An 18,956-nucleotide genomic window follows, 5' to 3' on the forward strand; every position below is an offset into this window, starting at 1 on the left:
GATATGCTGAAAATCGCATTTATTGCGCATGACCGCAAGAAGGACGAGATGGTGAACTTTGTAATCGCTTATGAGCATGTATTTGTTCCACATAAGCTGTATTCGACCGGCACGACCGGAACTCGTATTATGGAGCAGACCAATCTCACGATCCATCGGTTTATGTCCGGTCCGCTTGGCGGCGACCAGCAAATCGGCGCGCTTGTCGCGGAAAACGAAATGGACTTGATCATCTTCCTTCGCGACCCGCTGATGGCGCAGCCGCACGAGCCGGATATCATTGCGCTGCTTCGCCTTTGCGACGTTCAAGGCATTCCCGTCGCGACGAATATCGCAACGGCCGAAGTGCTTGTTAAGGCCATAGAGCGCGGCGATTTCGCTTGGCGCGAGCTGGTGCATAAATATAAGCCGGGAGCGGACGAGTAATGGAGAAGCTGGATATTTTGGTTTTCGGCGCGCATGCGGATGACGCTGAGATCGGTATGGGCGGCACGATCGCCAAGCATACGTCAGCGGGGTATAAGATCGGCATCTGTGATTTGACGGAAGCGGAGATGTCCTCTAACGGCACCGTGGAGCTGCGGCGGCAAGAAGCTGCCGACGCCTCCGCGGTGCTTGGTTTATATGCGAGGACAAATCTGGCTCTGCCTGACCGCGGCCTCCGCATGAGTCCTGAACATATGGAGAAAATTGTCGCCGAGATTAGACGCTGGCAGCCCAGAATCGTATTTGCGCCTTATTGGGTTGACCGCCATCCGGATCATATCGCTTGCAGCCAGCTTATTGAGGAAGCTGTGTTTAACGCAAAGCTGCGTAACTATTTGCCTCATCTGCCGGCAGTACAAGTCGAGCAGCTGATCTATTATTACATAAACGACATGGAGAACGTGTCCGTTGTCATTGACGTGTCTTCCACGTATGAAGCGAAGCGTAAGGCGCTGCGCGCGTACCGTTCGCAATTCGACCGGTCGGCGAGCGGCGATTCCGTCGAGACGCCGCTCACGAACGGCTATTTGGAACGGGTAGAAGCGAGAGACTATTTGCTCGGTCAGAGCAAAGGCTGGTCCTATGCGGAAGGTTTTGCCCTGAAGAAGCCTTTCCCCGTCTCTTTATTTTAGACAAAACGTACAAGCTCTATGGAATAGACTAAAGAGAATACCACACGAGTGGGAGGTGCGGCTTACGTGGCTCGCAAATTAAAAATCGGGATTACTTGTTATCCGACGCTCGGAGGATCGGGCGTCGTCGCGACGGAGCTCGGCAAGCTGCTTGCAGAGCGGGGTCATGAAATTCATTTTATTACACATAGCGTTCCTTTCCGGTTAGGCAAATTTCATAAAAACATTTTTTTCCATGAGGTGGAAGTAAACGATTATTATGTGTTCCGCTATCCGCCTTATGATTTATCGCTCGCCAGCAAGATGGCCCAAGTAGCCAAGATGCAGCAGCTGGACCTGCTGCATGTCCATTACGCCGTGCCTCATGCCGTCTGCGCTTACTTGGCGAAGCAGATGACCGGGGATGGGCTGAAGACCGTCACGACGCTGCATGGAACCGACATTACGGTGCTTGCGCAGGATGAGTCGCTGAAGGATTTGATAAGGCTTGCGATCCATCAAAGCGATGCGGTAACCGCGGTTTCGAACGATTTGATTCAGGAAACAAGACACTTGCTTGATATATTATCGCCAATCGATCTTACTTATAACTTTGTAGACAAACGAGTGTACTACCCGAGAGAAGTGTCGGCGCTTCGCGCCGATTATGCGGATCCGAGCGAAAAGATTCTGATGCATATCTCGAATTTCCGTCCCGTAAAGCGGGTTAGCGATGTTGTTGAAATATTTGAACGGGTGTCCAAAAAAGTGCCGTCGAAGCTGCTGCTTGTCGGAGAAGGACCGGAGCTGTCAAAAATTCAGTGTAAAATTCGCAATCTTGGCTTGGAAGACCGCGTTCATTTCCTCGGCAAACAAGAGGATGTCGCGCATGTCATTTCCATGGCCGACGCGCTCCTGCTCCCGTCGGAGAAAGAAAGCTTCGGCCTTGTCGCGCTTGAAGCGATGGCTTGCGGCGTGCCGACGATCGGTTCCAACGCGGGGGGCATTCCTGAGCTTGTCACGCATGGCGAGACCGGGTTTTTATCCGATATCGGCAACGTGGAGGAAATGGCCGAGCATGCCGTTCGTTTGTTAACGGACGACGAGCTGCGCGGGCAATTTAAGCAAGCTTGTTTGTACCGCGCAACGCATGAGTTTTGCAATGACGTCATTACGGCACAATATGAGGCTATCTATTATAGAGTGCTTGGGATCGAGGCGGATATGCCGATTCCGATCTGCAATCCGTAACAAGAAAAGAGGTTTTCGATGAAGCTGCGTTTAACGGCCGAAATGCGGGCTGCTTTGCCGATTATCGAGACGCTGCAGTCAGGCGGCTACGAGGCGGTTTTCGTAGGAGGGGCAGTCCGGGACGCCGTGCTGGGACTACCGGTCCACGATATCGATATTGCGACCTCCGCGCTGCCGGAGCAGACCATGTCCTTATTTCCCAAAAGCATCCCGACCGGACTTCAGCATGGAACGGTTACAGTCGTCCATCAGCGAATGACCTACGAGATTACGACGTACCGGACGGAAACGGAGTATGAGGCCTACCGGAAGCCTAAGGGCGTCGTGTTCATCGATCGGCTTGATGAGGATTTGCTTAGGCGCGATTTTACGATAAACGCCATGGCGATCCGAGCGAGCGGCGAGCTGTACGACCCGTACGGCGGTCTATCCGATCTGGAGCGTAACATCCTAAGGTGTGTCGGCAACGCAGACTTGCGCTTTCAGGAGGATGCGCTGCGAATGGTAAGGGCTGTACGATTCATCGGCGCGTTTTCGTTAAAGCCGGCTCCATCCGCATGGCGCTCTCTCAAGCGTCACGGTGCGCTGCTGCGCCATGTGGCGATGGAGCGGGTGCAAGCTGAACTTGATAAAATGATGGGCTGCAAAACGCCGGAGCGCTCGCTTATCTGGCTTCGGGCAAGCGGGCTGCTTAGCTTTCTGAAGGAGCCGATTTCGGAAGGGCTGCTGGGCAAGCTGCGGACAGAATCGCCAAGGTTAGAATTAAGAGGGCTGAGCCAGCTCGATGAGCGCTGGGCCTCTGTTTTTTTGGCTTTCCACTGTAAAAAGGAAGAAGCGGAAGCGTTATTGCTTTCCCTTCGCTTTCCGAACAAAAGAATAGGGCAAATTGTATCCATCATGCAGCTTCATGACTGGATGATGGCCAGCGCGCAGGTTGCGCTTCAGGAAGCTTGGATATGCGGCGTGCTCCGCTTCGGCCAAGCGACGGCCCATTCGTATTTGAATATCGCTCAAACGCTGGAGCAGCCAAGCGGAAGACTTACCGCGGAGGAAGCGGAACAGCGGCATGCGATCTTGACCAATATGCCGGCCAAAACGTTGAAGGAGCTAGCGGTCGGAGGCTCCGAGCTTCAGCGTGCGCTTGATCGTAAAGGGGGGCCATGGATGAGCGGAATGCTGACCAGGCTGCTGCAAGCCGTTGCGCTGGGGCTTCTCCCCAATACGAAGGACAAGCTGCTGGAACAGGCGAAAATATGGAACGAAGAGGGCATGAACGATGAGCACTGAAGGGTTAGTTCAGTTATTCGGGCGTTATCCGGACCAATATGTATCCGGCGAGTTAATGAGCCAGGAACTAGGCGTTAGCCGTACGGCAATATGGAAGCAAATTCGCAAGCTCGAATCGGCGGGCTATGAGTTTGAAGCGTCCACCAAGCTTGGATACCGGCTTGCTTACGCTCCGGAGAAGCTGGATAGCGAGAGATTAACGGATTTGATGGAAACGTCGCGTTTCGGAAAAAAAATAAGCTTCCACGAGCAGGTGAAATCAACGCAGGATATCGCGAGAGAGTTGGCGGAAAGCGGAGCGCCGGAAGGGCAGCTGGTCCTTGCGGAGGAGCAGCTTGGCGGGCGAGGACGGATGGGGCGCAGCTGGGTGTCTCCTCAAGGTAAAGGCTTGTGGATGAGCATGGTTATGCGGCCCAATGTGCCGATTCACTGCGCGCCGCAGCTGACGCTTCTGACCGCAGTCGCTTTATGCCGGGCATTGAAACGGCATACGGATTTGCCAATCGGCATCAAATGGCCGAATGACCTTCTGGTGAACGGCAAAAAAATAAGCGGGATCCTGCTTGAATCCGCAGCGGAGGATGAGCGCCTGAAATATATCGTTGCGGGAGTCGGTTTAAGCGTCAACCTAACGGAGGCGGATTATCCGGAAGAGCTTTTGGACAAGGCGACTTCTCTTCGTATCCAGGCCGGACGGGTATGGAGCCGGAAAGCGATTATGGCCGCGTTTTTGAAGGAATGGGAAACGCTTTATGACTTATTCCTGCAGGAGGGCTTTCGCCCGATCGCGTCATTATGGGAGTCGTTATCCGTTACGCTTGGCAAGCCTGTACGATTTATAACGCCGCAAGGAGAGTTAACCGGCGTGCCGATCGGTCTTGAGGATAGCGGCGCGATTCGCGTGCAGCGTGAGGATGGGTCCGTCACGGCGCTGTTTTCGGCCGAAATGGGTGAGCCTCTGCCTTAAGGAGAGAAGCTCAAAAGATGAGGCTAAACAGGTGGCAAGCATAGGATTTACGGAAGTTACCTTTTCTGATACACTACAATTATCAGGCAGTATTCAGGAATCGAAACTGCACTGATAAACGCAGATGGATGATAACCATAGCAATGATTGGTGTTGCACACTCTGCTCTGAGCCGTAGGGACCGAGACAGAAGGAAGCACAACAAGCAACCGTTTCCTTTTCTCTTTGGCGACCCTTTTAGCAGCGGCTAAAAGGTTTTTTTGTGTTTACAATAGCACTTAAATCAGAGTTCAAAAAGTCCGCTTTTCAGCACCGAGAAGGTTGGATGAAGCTAGGGAATGAGGAGCGGAGCGTAGTGGGAGCTACGTGAGCACCGGAAGTACCGGCTGAATTCAAGATTCGATGTCGAAAAACTTCTTGAATGGCTTCGTGATCAAAAGTGCACTTTTTGAACAACATCTAAAGGAGATGAAAGCGATGAGGAAACGACTGACGATCAACAGCCTGCAGAGGATGAAGCAGGAGCGCAATGCGATTTCCGTGCTGACGGCTTACGATTATCCGTCGGCGAAGCTTGCGGAGGAAGCGGGAATTGACGTGATTTTGGTAGGGGATTCGCTCGGCAATGTCGTGCTGGGGTACGAAACGACGATTCCCGTTACCATTGACGATATCGTATATCATACAAGAGCGGTGGCAAGAGCCGCTGCCCATACCTTTATCGTAGCGGATATGCCGTTTATGACGTATGGCGCCAGCCGCGAATTAACGCTTACGAACGCTGCCAAAATTATGCAGCAGGGCGGCGCTCAAGCGGTAAAGCTGGAGGGCGGCGCGGAAATAGCAGCCGATGTTGAAGCGCTCGTAAAAGCGGGTATTCCGGTGATGGGGCATATCGGATTGACGCCCCAATCCGTTCATCAGCTAGGCGGCTATAAGGTGCAAGGAAAGACCGAGAAGGATGCGCAGAGGCTAATGGACGACGCGCTTGCTCTTGAGCAAGCAGGCGCATTCAGCATCGTGCTGGAGCTGGTTACCGAGCCTGTTGCGGAAGCGGTCAGCAAAGCGCTGTCGATCCCGACGATCGGAATCGGAGCGGGCAGAGGCTGCGATGGCCAAGTGCTCGTCTACCATGATTTGCTGCAGTACGCTTCTCCTTATTTTGAGAAAAAATTCGTCAAAACATACGCAGATATTGGAAGCATGATCCGCGGTGCAATCGAATCGTATGTAGATGAAGTAAAAACCGGACAATTCCCTGCGGAAGAGCATGTGTTCCAGCCGGGAACGGCTTCCCCTCAAGCATTATACGGAGGCCGATCTGCAAGCAAGAGCGAGCAGACGGATAATAAAGGAACAGAGACGCGAAAGGAAGTACCGCTCACATGATCGTATGCCGCACAAAAGACGAGCTTAGAACGCATGTAAAGCAATTTCGAAGAGACAGACAAACCGTCGGCTTTGTGCCGACAATGGGTTATCTGCATGAAGGTCATGCAAGCCTGCTTCGGGAAGCGAAAGCCAATAACGACATTGCGGTATTAAGCATATTTGTCAATCCGATGCAATTTGGTCCTAACGAGGATTTGGACCGTTATCCAAGGGATGAAGAACGTGATTTGGCGCTTGCGAATGAATGCGGAATCGACATCGTCTTTCTGCCGGCCGTTGATGAAATGTACCCGAAACGCCCCCTTACAAGCGTAACGGTAAGCGGCGTAACGAGCAGACTGTGCGGCGCCTCCAGACCCGGTCATTTCGATGGAGTGGGTCTAGTCGTCAGCAAGCTGTTCCATCTCGTTCAGCCGGATCGCGCTTATTTCGGAATGAAGGACGCGCAGCAGGTTGCGGTTATTCAACAAATGGTTGAGGATTTGGACTTTGATTTGGAAATTGTGCCATGTCCGACAGTAAGAGAACCGGACGGTCTCGCATTAAGCTCGCGTAACGTCTATCTCTCTGCAGATCACCGTCAGCAGGCTGTCGTGCTGTCCCAGGCGCTGCGTATGGCGAACGATTGGCTGAAGGAGCCGGATATAACGGCAGGGGCGCTGCTGGACAAAGCCGTAAAGCATATCGAAGGGGCGAAGGATGCGGACATCGATTATGTCGAGCTGCTGCAGTTCCCATCCTTGGAGCCGCTTGACCCGACTGTGAAGATGGGGAAGCTGGATTCAACCGTCATAATGGCGATGGCAGTAAAATTCGGTTCAACGAGATTAATTGACAATAGCTTGTATCAACCTAGCCGAGGTGAATAATAGATGTTCCGTACAATGATGAAATCCAAGCTTCACCGCGCGACGGTGACGGAGGCAAATTTAAACTATGTCGGCAGCATTACGATCGATGAGGATTTGATGGATGCCGCGGATATGTATGAAAACGAAAAAGTGCAAATCGTGAACAATAATAACGGCGCTCGATTTGAGACCTATATTATTACCGGGAAACGCGGTTCGGGCGTCATTTGCCTGAACGGGGCCGCTGCCCGTCTCGTACAGCCTGGAGACCAGGTCATCATTATTTCGTATGCGATGATGACGAATGAAGATGCGAAAAAGCATAAGCCGATTGTGACGATTTTGGACAGCAATAATAAGCCAGTGAAGGTGTTGACGGAAGAGCTGCATGCAACGATTGGGTAACTTTCGCTTAACGCTTCATCCCTTTCTTATGTAACGGCTGGCATGCCGTATGAAAAGTCGTCTGCAAACAAAAAATGACCGTATCACTCCTTAATCAAAAGCGAAGGCGGGATGCGGCATGTTTCAGCATATGTTCACTTCGATGAACGAGATGCTTGACGGGATCATCAAGCAATACCCACAAGCAAGCGATCAGGAGCGACAACTTTTTCTAAAGCAGATAAGCGAGCTCAAAAAAATGAGCGACAGCTTCATTGAGCAGTGGCTGGAATTTGAAGAGAAGGTTGCTGATTTTCAGGATGCCTACGGCCTGGAAGTTGCGGTCCCGCATGGGGCAGCTCCTGAAGCCAAGCCGGCGGAGGCTCAAGCAGCATCGGGGATGATCAAAGGATCCTCCCAAATGGTAAGTCAAGGGCCTGGAACGCCTGGAAAAGCTTATGCAATCAGTGAAAAAACTTCGTGCAATATGTCGGATTTAACGATTCCGGATGAAGCGGCGGCGCTTATTCATAAAGGACAGGGCTATTATAAATTATTTATGTTCTCCCATGCCGCCGATTTGTTCCAGGATGCGCTAAATACCGCGCCGGAATGCAATCTGGCGAGATTGTACCTTGGCATGAGCCAAATGCATATGCAGAATTGGCAGGAAGCGCAGAGGCAATTCCAGTTGCTGATCGAGCTTTCGGACTTTCCGAAATGGCTCGCTTTAGGCTATAATGCCTTAGGGTGCATTCAAGCGGTTCATATGAATTTGGGGCAGGCGGAGAAGCTGTTCCGCAAGGCGTATGAAGTGTACCCAAGCTTCACGGACTCATTAAATAATTTAAAGTCCTGTCAGGAAACGCCGGGACAATTATCGTTATATTTCGGAAGCACGGAGCTGTGCTGTTTGTGAGAGGATCGGGGAAACAATGAATTATGCGGTACTGGATTTGGAAACGACGGGTCATAGCGCGGAAGATGAGATTATTCAGGTAGGCGTTGCGGTTGTCTCCGAGCAATTGGAGATTGTCAAAACCTACAGCTCTTTCGTTAAACCAACGGTTCCAATTCCGGCTTTTATTACAGGATTGACGGGTATTACCGAAGAGATGGTGATGGATGCGCCTGCACTTAGCGAGGTGCTGCTTGAGCTGATTCCGATTTTAGACGACGCGGTTCTTGTCGCGCATAACGTTGGCTTTGACGCCGGATTTTTAAACCAGGCGCTGGATCGTTGCGGGTATATGCCTTTTACCGGCAGAAGACTCGACACGGTTGAGCTGCTGCGCATTTTTTATCCGACCATTACAACGTACCAGCTCGGCGCTGTCGCCGAGCAATTCGGGATAGAGGATCATCAGCATCACCAAGCCGACAGCGATGCGCTGGCGACAGCTCGTATTTTTATCGATATTGCAAAAAAGCTACGCTCTATGCCGCTGCTCACCGCGCAGCGGCTGTCTGCGTTGATTGACAGCAGCAAGGATTTGCACTGGTTTTTGAAGCTGAATGAAACGTACATCGAACAAGATACCGTATTTGATTCGAATGAATTGGATTATTACAGGCAGTTTGCTCTGAAAGCACGGGAATGGAACGAAGAGAAGCCGCCAAGAGGAGAAAACAGCGACATCGACACGAATCCTCTTGAAGGCGTTTCTTTTGAACAATATTTGGCGGATATTAAAGAGCGCTTTCAACAAAAATTCGAAAATTATGAGGAACGTGAAGCGCAAACCGCCATGTTTCGTGAAGTATACGCGGCCCTGTCGGATGATAAGCACCTGCTTATCGAAGCGGGAACGGGCACCGGCAAATCGCTCGGTTATTTAATTCCAGCCTTATATTACAGCGTGCAGTCGGGCAGTAAAATTGTCGTCAGCACGCATACGATCAATTTGCAGGAGCAGCTGAGACAGCGCGATTTGCCGCTGCTCGGCGAAGTGCTGCCTTTTCCGTTCAAAGCCTCCATTTTTAAAGGAAGAGGCAATTACTTATGCTTGCGCAAATTTGAAGGAAAGCTGAATTCGCAGGATATGGTCGCTCCGATCGAGGACCCGATTACTGCAGCGCAAATGATCGTATGGCTGAGCGAGACGGAAACAGGCGATCAAGAGGAGCTGAACTTCGGCAGCCGCGGCGCCGACTTCTGGTCAACGGTGGCGAGCGACGCCGATTCCTGCTTGAACCGGGCTTGTCCTTGGTTCAAAAGGTGCTATTATCACCGCGCGAAGCATGAAGCGAACATTGCCGACGTGTGCATTACGAACCATTCGATGCTGTTCACGGATGTGCAGGCGGATCATCGCCTGCTCCCAACCTATAATCACCTCGTTATAGACGAGGCCCATCATGTGGAAGAGGTTGCGGGCAAACATCTGGGAATGAGCGTTCATTATTTTACGCTCGTGCAAGCGGTATTACGGCTGTATCGGGACAGCCGCTCCGGTCTGCTGCCGTCCTTGCGGTTGAAGCTGCAGAACGAAGGCGACGATCACGCCGGGGCATGGGTGGAAACGATTGACGAGATTATTCCCATTTTCCAGGATATAAAAGATAATTGGGATAAGCTGTTCGAGCTGCTGTATACTTATGCTTCCGTATCGTCCGACAGTTTGAGCGAAGCGGGAGCGATGGTGAAGCGTCTCCAGTCGGCCAGCCTGCCGAAGGGCTGGGAGGACGTTGTGAGCGCTGAAAACAACGTGCACGTCGAGCTGTCGAGGGTCGTTAAAACGGCGGAGAAGCTCATGAACGATGTGAAGGACCGCGTCGACGATTTATCCGTTCAAGCTTCTTTAACCGACTTAAACGGGGCGTTGCGCGATTTGACACGGGTGAAGGACGAGCTGCGCATGTTCATTAAGCTGGAGGATAAGCAGTTTGTATACTGGATCGAAGCAAGCCAGGCCTACCGCTATAAATCCTTACAGCTCTATGCCGCTCCGGTCGATGTCAGCAGTCAGCTTCAGAAGCACTTTTTCGACGTGAAGGACAGCATTATTATGACTTCGGCTACACTAACGGTACAAAAAAACTTTCAATACGCCGAAGAGCAGCTCGGCTTAACCGGCTATGAAGCGCAAGGACGGCTTCGCACCGTGCAGCTGCCATCTCCGTTCAAATACAGGGAGCAGGCGCTTGTTATCATTCCTCGCGATTTCCCTGTCCTCAAAGGAGCGGCAGTGGACGATGATTATTTAGGAAGATTGGTCGATTCGCTGGCGGATACCGCGAACGAGACGAAAGGCCGCATGCTGGTGCTGTTCACCTCCTACAAAATGTTGAAGCAGGTGTATGATCCGCTTAAGCTGAAGCTGGAGGCCGCCGGCATCAATGTGCTTGGCCAGGGCATTGACAGCAGCAACCGGACTAAGCTGACAAGAAGATTTTTGCAGCAGCCTGAAACCGTCCTGCTAGGCACAAGCAGCTTCTGGGAAGGCGTCGATATTCCGGGTGAAGGATTAGTTTGTCTCGCCATCGTCAGGCTGCCGTTCCAACCGCCGAATCATCCGCTCGTGGAAGCGAAGTCGGAGCTGTTGCAAAGGCAGAAGCAGAATCCGTTCATGAAGCTGTCGATCCCGCAAGCGGTCATCCGGTTTAAGCAGGGCTTCGGGCGCTTGGTTCGGACGGCACAGGATAAAGGCATTGTCATTATATATGACACCCGGGTTATTGATACGTACTATGGCAAGCATTTTCTGTATTCCCTGCCTGGCCCGAAAATCGAGACGATGCACACTTCGCAGATGGTGCCTAGAATGCAGGAGTGGCTGTTAAGCGGAAACGATGCGGCGCCTGCAGGCGCGAGGCAAGCAGCTCTTACGAAGGAGGAGTAGGTGTCCATGAAACAAGCCAAAATATCAGAAGCGGTCGTAAGACGGCTGCCGATTTATCTGCAGGTGCTGAACGAGCTCCACAGCCGGGAGATCCAGACGGTATCCTCACAGGAGCTCGGAGTCAAGCTGGACTTAAATCCTGCCCAGATTCGGAAGGATCTCGCTTATTTCGGCGAATTCGGGAGAAAGGGCATCGGCTACGATGTCATGTATTTGATCGAGAAAATCAGACAGATTTTGAAAGTAAACCAGACAATCAAGGTTGCGCTGGTCGGGGCGGGGAACCTTGGCCACGCGCTGTGCAATTATAACAAGTACTCCAAAGATAATATGAAAATTACAGCTGTATTCGACGACCATCCGGACAAAATCGGAACGCGTATCAATAACTTGGTTGTACAGCCAATGAGCGAGCTGGAGCGGGAAGTGAAGGAGCAAAATATCCGGATCGGCATCATCACCGTACCGGCTCATGAGGCGCAAAATGTCGCGAACCAATTTGTTGCGGTCGGCATTGAAGGAATATTGAATTTTGCTCCGGCCATCTTGCGCGTTCCGGAAGAGGTTCGGATTCAAAATGCGGATTTTACGAGAGAACTATTGAGCCTGGCTTATTATTTGAATCATGAAGGAGAAGAGACCAGCGATGAATCAGTTATGGATTAAGAACGGGCTGTTCGTAACGATGGACGATACGATGCCGACGGTAAGAGGCCATATGGTCATTACGGATGACCGCATTACATATATCGGCGCTGAAGTGCCAAACCAGTTGTCGCCGCACACGGTTATTATGGACGGAAGCCGGCTCGCTTTTATGCCGGGCCTCGTTAATACGCATGGGCATGCGGCGATGACGCTCCTTCGCGGATATTCCGACGATCAGAAGCTGCAGGTATGGCTGGAGGAGAAGATGTGGCCGATGGAGGCCAAATATGTCGATGCGGATACGCGGGCCGGCAGCGCGCTCGCCGTTGTCGAGATGTTAAAAACGGGCACTACCGCTTTTGTCGATATGTATGACCGGATGGACCAGGTGGCTCAAACGGTAGAGCAGGGCGGCCTTCGCGGTATACTGACACGCGGCGTTATCGGACTGTGCCCGGAGGATGTGCAAAAGGCGAAGCTGGAAGACGCGCTATCGTTCGCGCGTGACTGGAACGGCAAAGCGAACGGCCGAATTACGACGCTGCTGTCCCCCCATGCGCCGTATACATGCCCGCCGGCTTATATTGAGAAGTTCGTGCAAGCGGCTCATGACATGAATCTTCCGCTGCATACGCATATGTCCGAGACATTGGCCGAAGTGGAGCAGAACGTGAAGGAATACGGATCGCGTCCCGTCGAGCATCTCGATAAGCTCGGTTTCTTCTCCCGTCCCGCGCTTGTCGCGCATGCGGTTCATCTTAACGATGAGGAGATCGCTTTACTAGCGGAGCGTGGCGTCGCTGTCTCGCATAATCCGGTCAGCAATCTGAAGCTGGCCAGCGGTATCGCAAGAGTGCCTGACTTATTGAAGGCGGGCGTAACCGTTTCGCTCGGAACGGACAGCGCGGCAAGCAATAACAATTTGGATTTGTTCGAAGAGATCCGATTGTCCGCTTTGCTGCATAAAGGTATTTCCGGTGACCCGACCGCAGTCCCGGCCTGGGAGGCGCTAAAGCTGGGCACAACTTATGGCGCACACGCCGTATGGCAAGGCGATTCCATCGGCAAGCTGAAGGAAGGCTATAAAGCGGATTTTGTTGCGATTAATTTGGATCAGCCGCATTTTTATCCGCTCACAGATATTGTCTCCCACCTGGTATACTCCGGCTCCGGCCGCGATGTGCTGCATGTATGGGTGGATGGACGCCAAGTCGTGCAGGACGGTGTATGCACGCAGCTGGATGAAGAGAAAATCAAATATGAAGCGGCGGCCAGCTTTGACAGGCTCCTTCACGGCTAATGAGAGCTGTCGAAAAGAAACGGCCGCCGTTCATGACACCGAAACGATGGCTGCTCTTGGCAATCGCTGCTTTAGTGACGTTCGGCGTATGGTTTGGCTTATATTTTCGAGAGATCCAGCTGCCGAAATGGTCCGAGGACCGCGAGGCGCGCGAGGCGGCTTTGCATTCGGGAGAGCTGGCGGAGGTCTCGGAACTGTATAAGCATGTCTGGGAGACGACGACATGGATTGCGGAAGGCGAAGATGAGGCTGGAGCGAGCCGATATGTCTTTATGACGGAAGAAGGCGAACCGCTTTTTATTATAGAGGCGGAGGACACCCTTGAACCGGATGCGGTCAAAAACAAGTTTGAAGCGGCGAATCCGGATATGAAGCGGGCTGACATCATCCGTGTCAGTCCGGGCCTATTCCAGGACGCGCCGGTCTGGGAAGTGTACTACCGCAATAAATCGGACGGCGTGAACCGCTATTATTATCAGTTTTACACGTTTGACCGCAACGTTGAGTTAATCGAAACCTATAAGCTGCCGGCAAAAACGGGACCGTAATGGTCCCGTTTCCTGTTTTTACACGAACATTCGTATATCAAATTATGATATACTAGCGTATAGCAAACGGTATTGATCTTATTTGACCATTAAAGAACGATAAGATAATGAGTTTACTTTTTCTCGATATCATATAGAGATTTAAATATTAGGAGGGAATGCATCATGAGAAAGCCGCGTATATTGCCAGTCGTCATCACCGTCGTTATTTCCGCTGCCGCTTTATTCGGAGGTTGGACGCTGTACAAGCAAGTTGCCGTAGCTTCTCCGCTTGCTAACGCCGTTCAAGATTTGCCCGGCGTCTTGCACGCAGGCAAACCCGAGGTAAGTCAGGAGGAAGTGCGGGTATCGGTCGAGCTGTCGGGCGACGCGAACCTTAAGGACGTATATGCATCGATTAATGAAGAAAGCGCGGAGGTGTCGAGCGGACGGAAGCTGAGTCTCGACATTCAAACGAAAGAAGATCCGGCGCTTGAAGGAATATGGCAATCCGCATTGTTTGAAATTGCGGAGGCGATGGAGAACAAAACGTATTCGGATATTCCGAAGACGATGGAACGTGTAACGGCGGCTCATGAAGGCGTAGAGGCCGTTACGGAAATGGACGAAACGAACGTCTATATTACGATTCGCAGCGAGAAGGGAGCTAAATATATCGTCTTGCCAAGAACGCCAAATACTTTGGGGGTGTGGCCAAATGCGTAAATACGGATTGGAGCTGTTGATCGGATTTGTGCCCGTTCTTCTCCTTTTTCTGCTGTTCATGGGCGTTAACATCTTGCCGTTCCTTTTTCTTGCGGTAATCGGCGGCGCCGTTTATTATACGGCTAGAGGCAGGGGGAAGCTGACGGCTTTGTCGAACGGAAAAGGGCGAAGCGAGGTCGGTGCGACGAAGTTTTCTTTTGAACAGATCGGCGGTCAGGAACGTGCGAAGGAAGAATTGGTCGAAGCGCTTGACTTTCTTGTGAAACGAGAGCAAATCGCCAAGCTGGGCATTCGTCCGCTGAAGGGGATTCTGCTTGCGGGACCTCCGGGAACAGGCAAAACGCTGCTTGCAAAAGCGGCGGCGCATTATACGGATTCCGTTTATTTGGCGGCATCCGGCAGCGAATTTGTAGAGATGTACGTGGGTGTCGGCGCAGGCCGTATTCGCGATTTGTTTAAGGAAGCGCGGACCAAAGCGAAAAAAGCGGGCAAAAGCAGCGCCGTTATTTTTATCGATGAGATCGAAGTCATCGGCGGGAAGCGGGACGGCGGCCAGCACCGCGAATACGATCAGACGCTGAACCAGCTCCTGACCGAGATGGACGGCATTCACGCGAATGAGTCGCCGAGAATATTGATGATTGCCGCAACGAACCGTAAAGAAATGCTGGATAGCGCTCTGCTTCGTCCCGGCCGCTTCGACCGCCATATCGTTGTCGATCTGCCGGACAAAAAGGGACGTCTGCATATTCTTAACATTCACGCGGCCAATAAGCCGATTGATGAATCGGTTAACTTGGAGCGTCTAGCGGAGCAAACGTACAGCTTCTCCGGCGCGCAGCTGGAGTCGGTGATGAACGAGGCGGCGATTTATGCGCTGCGCGAGGAGCATCCGGTCATTACCGAACGCCATCTGACGATGGCTATCGATAAAGTAATGCTGGGCGAAAAGACGGATCGCGAGACGACGAAGGAAGAGCGGGAGCGCGTCGCGCTTCATGAGCTTGGCCATGCCATTATGGCGGAAATCGTCCGTCCCGGCAGCGTCTCGCAGGTCGCGCTGTCTCCGCGAGGCGGAGCGCTCGGCTACGTGCGGCATCAGCCGCAGCAGGATCAGTATTTGTATACGAGGCAATTTTTGCATGGCCAGATTATGATCGCTTTAGCGGGCGCCGCAGCCGAAGAAATGTTTTACGGGGAACGGAGCACCGGTTCGCGTGGCGACTTCGACCAAGCGGTTAACATTGTGAAGACTTTGGTGGAGTCCGGCTTGACCACGCTTGGCATCATTAACGAATCGATGATGACGCCGGAGAAATGGGCGGACATTACGAAGAGCATTCTGGATGAATTGATGGAGAAAACAAAACAGCTGCTTGAGGAAAAACGGCAGGTGTTTACTTCCTCCCTCAAAACGCTTCTGGATGAGGAAACGCTTGACGGCGAAGCGTTCCGGGCGATGCTCGAACGCCACACCGCCGCATAATTTGAATATTTATTGCCAATTTCAAGTCAATTCCAAGGCGAACCTGCGGTTCGCCTTCTATTTTTTAAGAAAATCGTTATAATAAGTATGAATCTACATAGAGGGAGCAATTGCATTAATGATTAAGAAAGTTGGCGTAATCGGCGTAGGCACGATGGGACAAGGTATTGCGGAGATGCTGGCCGCGAAAGGATTGGATGTTGTCGTCATCGAGCGTTCGGATGAACGGTTGTCTTACGGATTACAAATGATTGAAGTAAGCTTGGATAAGCAGATTGAGAAGTGGGCGTTGACCGGCGCCGAGAAGAAGCTTATCCTCTCCAGAATCCATTCCGCGACGAGCTATGAGGAGCTTGCGGCTTGCGAGCTCATCATTGAGACGATCTCGGAGGATTTGGATGCAAAAAAAGAAGTGTTCAAGCGGCTTGATGCGATTTGCGGCGAAAGTACGATACTGGCCAGCAATACATCTACGCTCAGCTTAACGGAGCTGGCGAGCGTAACCAGTGTGCCGGATCGCGTTATCGGTCTGCATTTTATATATCCTGTAAGTAAAATCGATTTGGTGGAAATCGTTCGCGGCTTGAAGACGTCGGACGACACGTTTAACCGGATGAAGCATTTTGTCGATGAAGTCATTCACAAGAGCGGGATCATGGTGTTCGAATCCCCAGGCTTCGTTACGACACGCCTTATCTGCCTATTCATTAACGAAGCGCTGCACGTGCTTGAGGAGGGGGTAGCCTCTGCGGAAGATATCGACAGCGCGATGCGTAAGGGCTATTCCTTCCAGCATGGCCCGTTCGAGATGGCGGACCGGTTCGGTCTTGATTCAGTGCTGGCTGCGCTTGAACGGATGTTCCGTGAATATGGCGAGCTGAAATACCGTCCGTCCATCGTCTTGAAGAAGATGGTTCGCGCCGGTCAACTGGGCGTCAAAACAGGCGTAGGCTTCTTCCAATACGATAAGGATGGGGATCGGATTTAATGAAAGTACTTGTTATTAACGCAGGCAGCTCTTCGCTGAAATACCAGCTTTATGATATGAGGGACGAATCTGTGCTGGCAAGCGGCCGCGTGGAGCGGATCGGCATGGATTCTTCAATCGTTACGCATGAGCCGGCCGACAAACCCGAGGTTCGCGATGTCAGCGAAATTTTGGACCATGTCACGGCTGTCAAACGAGTGATCGACATGCTCACGCATCCGGATCACGGCGCGCTTGAATCGATGAAAGAAATTGATGCGGTCGGCCACCGGATTGTGCACGGGGGAGAAGTGTTCAAAGGCTCCGTCCTCGTTACGCAAGAAGTGAAAAACGAAATTCGCCGTTTGTTCGACCTGGCCCCGCTCCATAACCCTGCGCACATGATGGGGATTACGGCGGTAGAAGCGAATATGCCGGGCGTGCCTCAAGTGGTCGTATTCGATACGGCGTTTCATCAGACGATGCCGAAGACGTCTTATTTGTACCCGATCCCGAAGGTGCTCTACAGACGTCATAAAATTCGCCGTTACGGCTTCCACGGCACATCCCACGCTTATGTCAGCGATATGGCCGCCAAGGTGCTCGGCAAGCCGCTCGACACGCTGAAGATGGTGACGTGCCATATCGGCAACGGAGCAAGCTGCGCGGCTATTCAGGACGGCAAGACGCTTGACACAAGCATGGGCATGACGCCGCTTGAAGGGCTTATGATGGGAACGCGCAGCGGCGATATTGACCCTGCGATCGTTCCGTTCGTCATGAACAAGGAAGAGCTGAGCTTGAATGAAGTCAACTCGATGCTGAACAAGCACAGCGGGATGCTCGCGATTTCCGGTATTAGCAGCGATATGCGCGAAGTAACGGAAGCGATGAATGACGGCGATGAGAACGCCAAGCTTGCTTTTGATATGTACACGTACCGGTTAAAAAAATATATTGGCGCGTATGCGGCCGCGATGAACGGAATCGATGTATTAATCTTTACGGCCGGCGTAGGGGAAAATTCGGTCGCGCTGCGCGAGACGGTTTGCCAAGGGATTACGTTCCTGGGCATTGAGCTGGATCTCGAGCTGAACGCTCAGCGCAGTAAAGAGGCGAGAGTAATCTCGACGCCGAGCTCCCGCGTAAAGGTTATGGTTGTGCCCACGAACGAGGAGCTGTTGATCGCGCGCGACACGTACTCCATCGTGAAAGAGGCCCAATAAAACGGAACGCGTACACGCTGTTCGTCACGATAACATCTTGTCAGGGGAGGACTGGGCGTGAACGACGAAATATGGAAGGCCTATACGCATGGGATTGCGGCGGCGCTCGGCGAGGGGGGAGTCCATATCCCAAGTCTGCTGCTCCAAAGCTACAGTCGTCTGGGGATGACCGATTCCGAAGCGATGCTCCTGCTGCAAATTATGTTATACGCCCAGACGGAACGGAATGACTTTCCGACGCCGGAGGAGCTGGCAGACCGGATGGGCATTCAAGCAAGAGCCGTCGGGATGATGCTGGGACGTCTGATGAAGGAAGGCTTCTTGTCGATCGACGATTACGTGGACGATGCGACGGGACTTCAGGCGGAGCGTTACAATTGGAGCGGCTGGCTCATGAAGGCGGCCGAATGGCGCGCCTCCGAGAAGCGCCAGACGAAGAAGAGCGAGCGGAGTCCGCAGCCTGCTTCGACCGAAATCAGAAAAACTTCGGAAGCGTCAGCGACGGATTTGTTCTCCGTATTCGAGCAAGAGCTCGGCCGTCTGCTGTCCCCCTATGAGTGTGAGATTATAAGCGGATGGCTGGACCAAGACCGCTACTCGGAAGAAATTATTTTGTTCGCGCTGAAGGAAGCGGTATTTGCAGGCAAGCTCAGCCTGCGGTATATCGACCGCATTCTGGTCGAGTGGAGCCGCAACCGCGTCACGACCGTCGAGGAGGCGCGAGCCCAAGCCGGCAAGTTTTACGGCGGCGGCAGGGCATAGCGCGGAGGCGGAATGGCGACAATTTGATAATTGGAAAGAGATCCGGTCGCATGATGCGGCCGGGTCTCTTTCGGTTCGGCATGTGATGGACGCTGAAGCACTCCGTGTACGCTCATAAATGCCGTTGCTTGGGCTAACCAGCAGAAGTGGTGAGCTGTAACGGTAAAAAGCGCCGTTGCAGGAGCTACCCAGCACGAGTGCTGAGCTGTAACAGTAAAAAGCGCCGTTGCAGGAGCTACCCAG

The 18,956-nt window shown here is 52.4% G+C and carries 18 protein-coding genes; all 18 read left to right on the top strand.

The annotated features are described in order from the left end of the window. The first annotated feature begins 3 nt into the window (after positions 1–3). The 18 genes from mgsA (at position 4) to D3P08_RS08815 (ending at position 18,713) form a co-directional block, all read left to right on the top strand. Positions 4–426 (top strand): methylglyoxal synthase, encoded by a 423-nt coding sequence (gene mgsA / locus D3P08_RS08725; protein ID WP_119599125.1) that lies wholly within the window; start codon positions 4–6, stop codon positions 424–426. After that, positions 426–1,118, top strand: a complete 693-nt coding sequence (gene bshB1 / locus D3P08_RS08730; protein ID WP_119599126.1) for a bacillithiol biosynthesis deacetylase BshB1 — start codon at positions 426–428, stop codon at positions 1,116–1,118. The genes mgsA and bshB1 overlap by 1 nt, the downstream gene beginning before the upstream one ends. 66 nt (positions 1,119–1,184) lie before the next feature. Next, positions 1,185–2,348 (top strand): N-acetyl-alpha-D-glucosaminyl L-malate synthase BshA, encoded by a 1,164-nt coding sequence (gene bshA / locus D3P08_RS08735; protein ID WP_119599127.1) that lies wholly within the window; start codon positions 1,185–1,187, stop codon positions 2,346–2,348. An 18-nt stretch (positions 2,349–2,366) separates the two neighbouring features. Beyond that, a complete protein-coding gene (locus D3P08_RS08740; RefSeq protein WP_119599128.1) occupies positions 2,367–3,635 on the top strand; it encodes a CCA tRNA nucleotidyltransferase in 1,269 nt (422 codons plus the stop codon). Continuing rightward, the gene (locus D3P08_RS08745; protein WP_119599129.1) at positions 3,625–4,602 is read left to right on the top strand and encodes a biotin--[acetyl-CoA-carboxylase] ligase; all 978 of its coding nucleotides are present in this window, start codon (positions 3,625–3,627) and stop codon (positions 4,600–4,602) included. The genes D3P08_RS08740 and D3P08_RS08745 overlap by 11 nt, the downstream gene beginning before the upstream one ends. Positions 4,603–5,079: 477 nt before the next feature. Beyond that, positions 5,080–5,991 (top strand): 3-methyl-2-oxobutanoate hydroxymethyltransferase, encoded by a 912-nt coding sequence (panB, locus tag D3P08_RS08750; protein ID WP_119599130.1) that lies wholly within the window; start codon positions 5,080–5,082, stop codon positions 5,989–5,991. Then, positions 5,988–6,863, top strand: coding sequence for a pantoate--beta-alanine ligase (panC, locus tag D3P08_RS08755; RefSeq protein ID WP_119599131.1), 876 nt, complete (start codon positions 5,988–5,990; stop codon positions 6,861–6,863). Before panB ends, panC begins: the two co-directional genes overlap by 4 nt. 3 nt (positions 6,864–6,866) lie before the next feature. Then, a complete protein-coding gene (gene panD / locus D3P08_RS08760; protein ID WP_119599132.1) occupies positions 6,867–7,250 on the top strand; it encodes an aspartate 1-decarboxylase in 384 nt (127 codons plus the stop codon). Between the two features lie 118 nt (positions 7,251–7,368). Beyond that, on the top strand, positions 7,369–8,148 hold the full coding sequence (locus tag D3P08_RS08765) for a tetratricopeptide repeat protein (RefSeq protein WP_119599133.1): 780 nt from the start codon (positions 7,369–7,371) through the stop codon (positions 8,146–8,148). A 16-nt stretch (positions 8,149–8,164) separates the two neighbouring features. Beyond that, positions 8,165–11,071, top strand: coding sequence for an ATP-dependent DNA helicase DinG (gene dinG / locus D3P08_RS08770; protein WP_119599134.1), 2,907 nt, complete (start codon positions 8,165–8,167; stop codon positions 11,069–11,071). A 6-nt stretch (positions 11,072–11,077) separates the two neighbouring features. Continuing rightward, positions 11,078–11,737, top strand: coding sequence for a redox-sensing transcriptional repressor Rex (locus tag D3P08_RS08775; RefSeq protein WP_119599135.1), 660 nt, complete (start codon positions 11,078–11,080; stop codon positions 11,735–11,737). Continuing rightward, positions 11,718–13,019, top strand: coding sequence for an amidohydrolase (locus D3P08_RS08780; protein WP_119599136.1), 1,302 nt, complete (start codon positions 11,718–11,720; stop codon positions 13,017–13,019). The genes D3P08_RS08775 and D3P08_RS08780 overlap by 20 nt, the downstream gene beginning before the upstream one ends. Continuing rightward, a complete protein-coding gene (locus D3P08_RS27245) occupies positions 13,019–13,567 on the top strand; it encodes a hypothetical protein (RefSeq protein ID WP_162848401.1) in 549 nt (182 codons plus the stop codon). Before D3P08_RS08780 ends, D3P08_RS27245 begins: the two co-directional genes overlap by 1 nt. A 165-nt stretch (positions 13,568–13,732) precedes the next feature. Beyond that, positions 13,733–14,272: a hypothetical protein gene (locus tag D3P08_RS08795; RefSeq protein WP_119599139.1), complete on the top strand. Its 540-nt coding sequence runs from the start codon at positions 13,733–13,735 to the stop codon at positions 14,270–14,272. Then, on the top strand, positions 14,265–15,758 hold the full coding sequence (locus D3P08_RS08800; RefSeq protein ID WP_119599140.1) for an AAA family ATPase: 1,494 nt from the start codon (positions 14,265–14,267) through the stop codon (positions 15,756–15,758). The genes D3P08_RS08795 and D3P08_RS08800 overlap by 8 nt, the downstream gene beginning before the upstream one ends. Before the next feature lie 118 nt (positions 15,759–15,876). Next, complete coding sequence (locus D3P08_RS08805; protein WP_119599141.1) at positions 15,877–16,746, top strand: 3-hydroxyacyl-CoA dehydrogenase family protein; 870 nt, start codon at positions 15,877–15,879, stop codon at positions 16,744–16,746. Beyond that, positions 16,746–17,951, top strand: coding sequence for an acetate/propionate family kinase (locus D3P08_RS08810; protein WP_119599142.1), 1,206 nt, complete (start codon positions 16,746–16,748; stop codon positions 17,949–17,951). The genes D3P08_RS08805 and D3P08_RS08810 overlap by 1 nt, the downstream gene beginning before the upstream one ends. A gap of 57 nt (positions 17,952–18,008) precedes the next feature. Next, positions 18,009–18,713 carry a DnaD domain-containing protein gene (locus D3P08_RS08815; protein WP_119599143.1) on the top strand — a complete coding sequence of 235 codons (705 nt, stop codon included), beginning with the start codon at positions 18,009–18,011 and terminating at the stop codon, positions 18,711–18,713. The last annotated feature ends 243 nt before the right edge of the window (positions 18,714–18,956 follow it).

Origin of the sequence: Paenibacillus nanensis, assembly GCF_003583765.1 — a bacterium.
Taxonomy (GTDB): Bacteria; Bacillota; Bacilli; order Paenibacillales; family Paenibacillaceae; genus Pristimantibacillus; species Pristimantibacillus nanensis.

What these genes read in the sequence shown, in the direction of transcription:
- mgsA (WP_119599125.1), top strand. Translation starts at nt 4, where the DNA reads ATGCTGAAAATCGCATTTATTGCGCATGACCGCAAGAAGGACGAGATG.
- bshB1 (WP_119599126.1), top strand. Translation starts at nt 426, where the DNA reads ATGGAGAAGCTGGATATTTTGGTTTTCGGCGCGCATGCGGATGACGCT.
- D3P08_RS08740 (WP_119599128.1), top strand. Translation starts at nt 2,367, where the DNA reads ATGAAGCTGCGTTTAACGGCCGAAATGCGGGCTGCTTTGCCGATTATC.
- D3P08_RS08745 (WP_119599129.1), top strand. Translation starts at nt 3,625, where the DNA reads ATGAGCACTGAAGGGTTAGTTCAGTTATTCGGGCGTTATCCGGACCAA.
- panB (WP_119599130.1), top strand. Translation starts at nt 5,080, where the DNA reads ATGAGGAAACGACTGACGATCAACAGCCTGCAGAGGATGAAGCAGGAG.
- panC (WP_119599131.1), top strand. Translation starts at nt 5,988, where the DNA reads ATGATCGTATGCCGCACAAAAGACGAGCTTAGAACGCATGTAAAGCAA.
- panD (WP_119599132.1), top strand. Translation starts at nt 6,867, where the DNA reads ATGTTCCGTACAATGATGAAATCCAAGCTTCACCGCGCGACGGTGACG.
- D3P08_RS08765 (WP_119599133.1), top strand. Translation starts at nt 7,369, where the DNA reads ATGTTTCAGCATATGTTCACTTCGATGAACGAGATGCTTGACGGGATC.
- dinG (WP_119599134.1), top strand. Translation starts at nt 8,165, where the DNA reads ATGAATTATGCGGTACTGGATTTGGAAACGACGGGTCATAGCGCGGAA.
- D3P08_RS08775 (WP_119599135.1), top strand. Translation starts at nt 11,078, where the DNA reads ATGAAACAAGCCAAAATATCAGAAGCGGTCGTAAGACGGCTGCCGATT.
- D3P08_RS08780 (WP_119599136.1), top strand. Translation starts at nt 11,718, where the DNA reads ATGAATCAGTTATGGATTAAGAACGGGCTGTTCGTAACGATGGACGAT.
- D3P08_RS27245 (WP_162848401.1), top strand. Translation starts at nt 13,019, where the DNA reads ATGAGAGCTGTCGAAAAGAAACGGCCGCCGTTCATGACACCGAAACGA.
- D3P08_RS08795 (WP_119599139.1), top strand. Translation starts at nt 13,733, where the DNA reads ATGAGAAAGCCGCGTATATTGCCAGTCGTCATCACCGTCGTTATTTCC.
- D3P08_RS08800 (WP_119599140.1), top strand. Translation starts at nt 14,265, where the DNA reads ATGCGTAAATACGGATTGGAGCTGTTGATCGGATTTGTGCCCGTTCTT.
- D3P08_RS08805 (WP_119599141.1), top strand. Translation starts at nt 15,877, where the DNA reads ATGATTAAGAAAGTTGGCGTAATCGGCGTAGGCACGATGGGACAAGGT.
- D3P08_RS08810 (WP_119599142.1), top strand. Translation starts at nt 16,746, where the DNA reads ATGAAAGTACTTGTTATTAACGCAGGCAGCTCTTCGCTGAAATACCAG.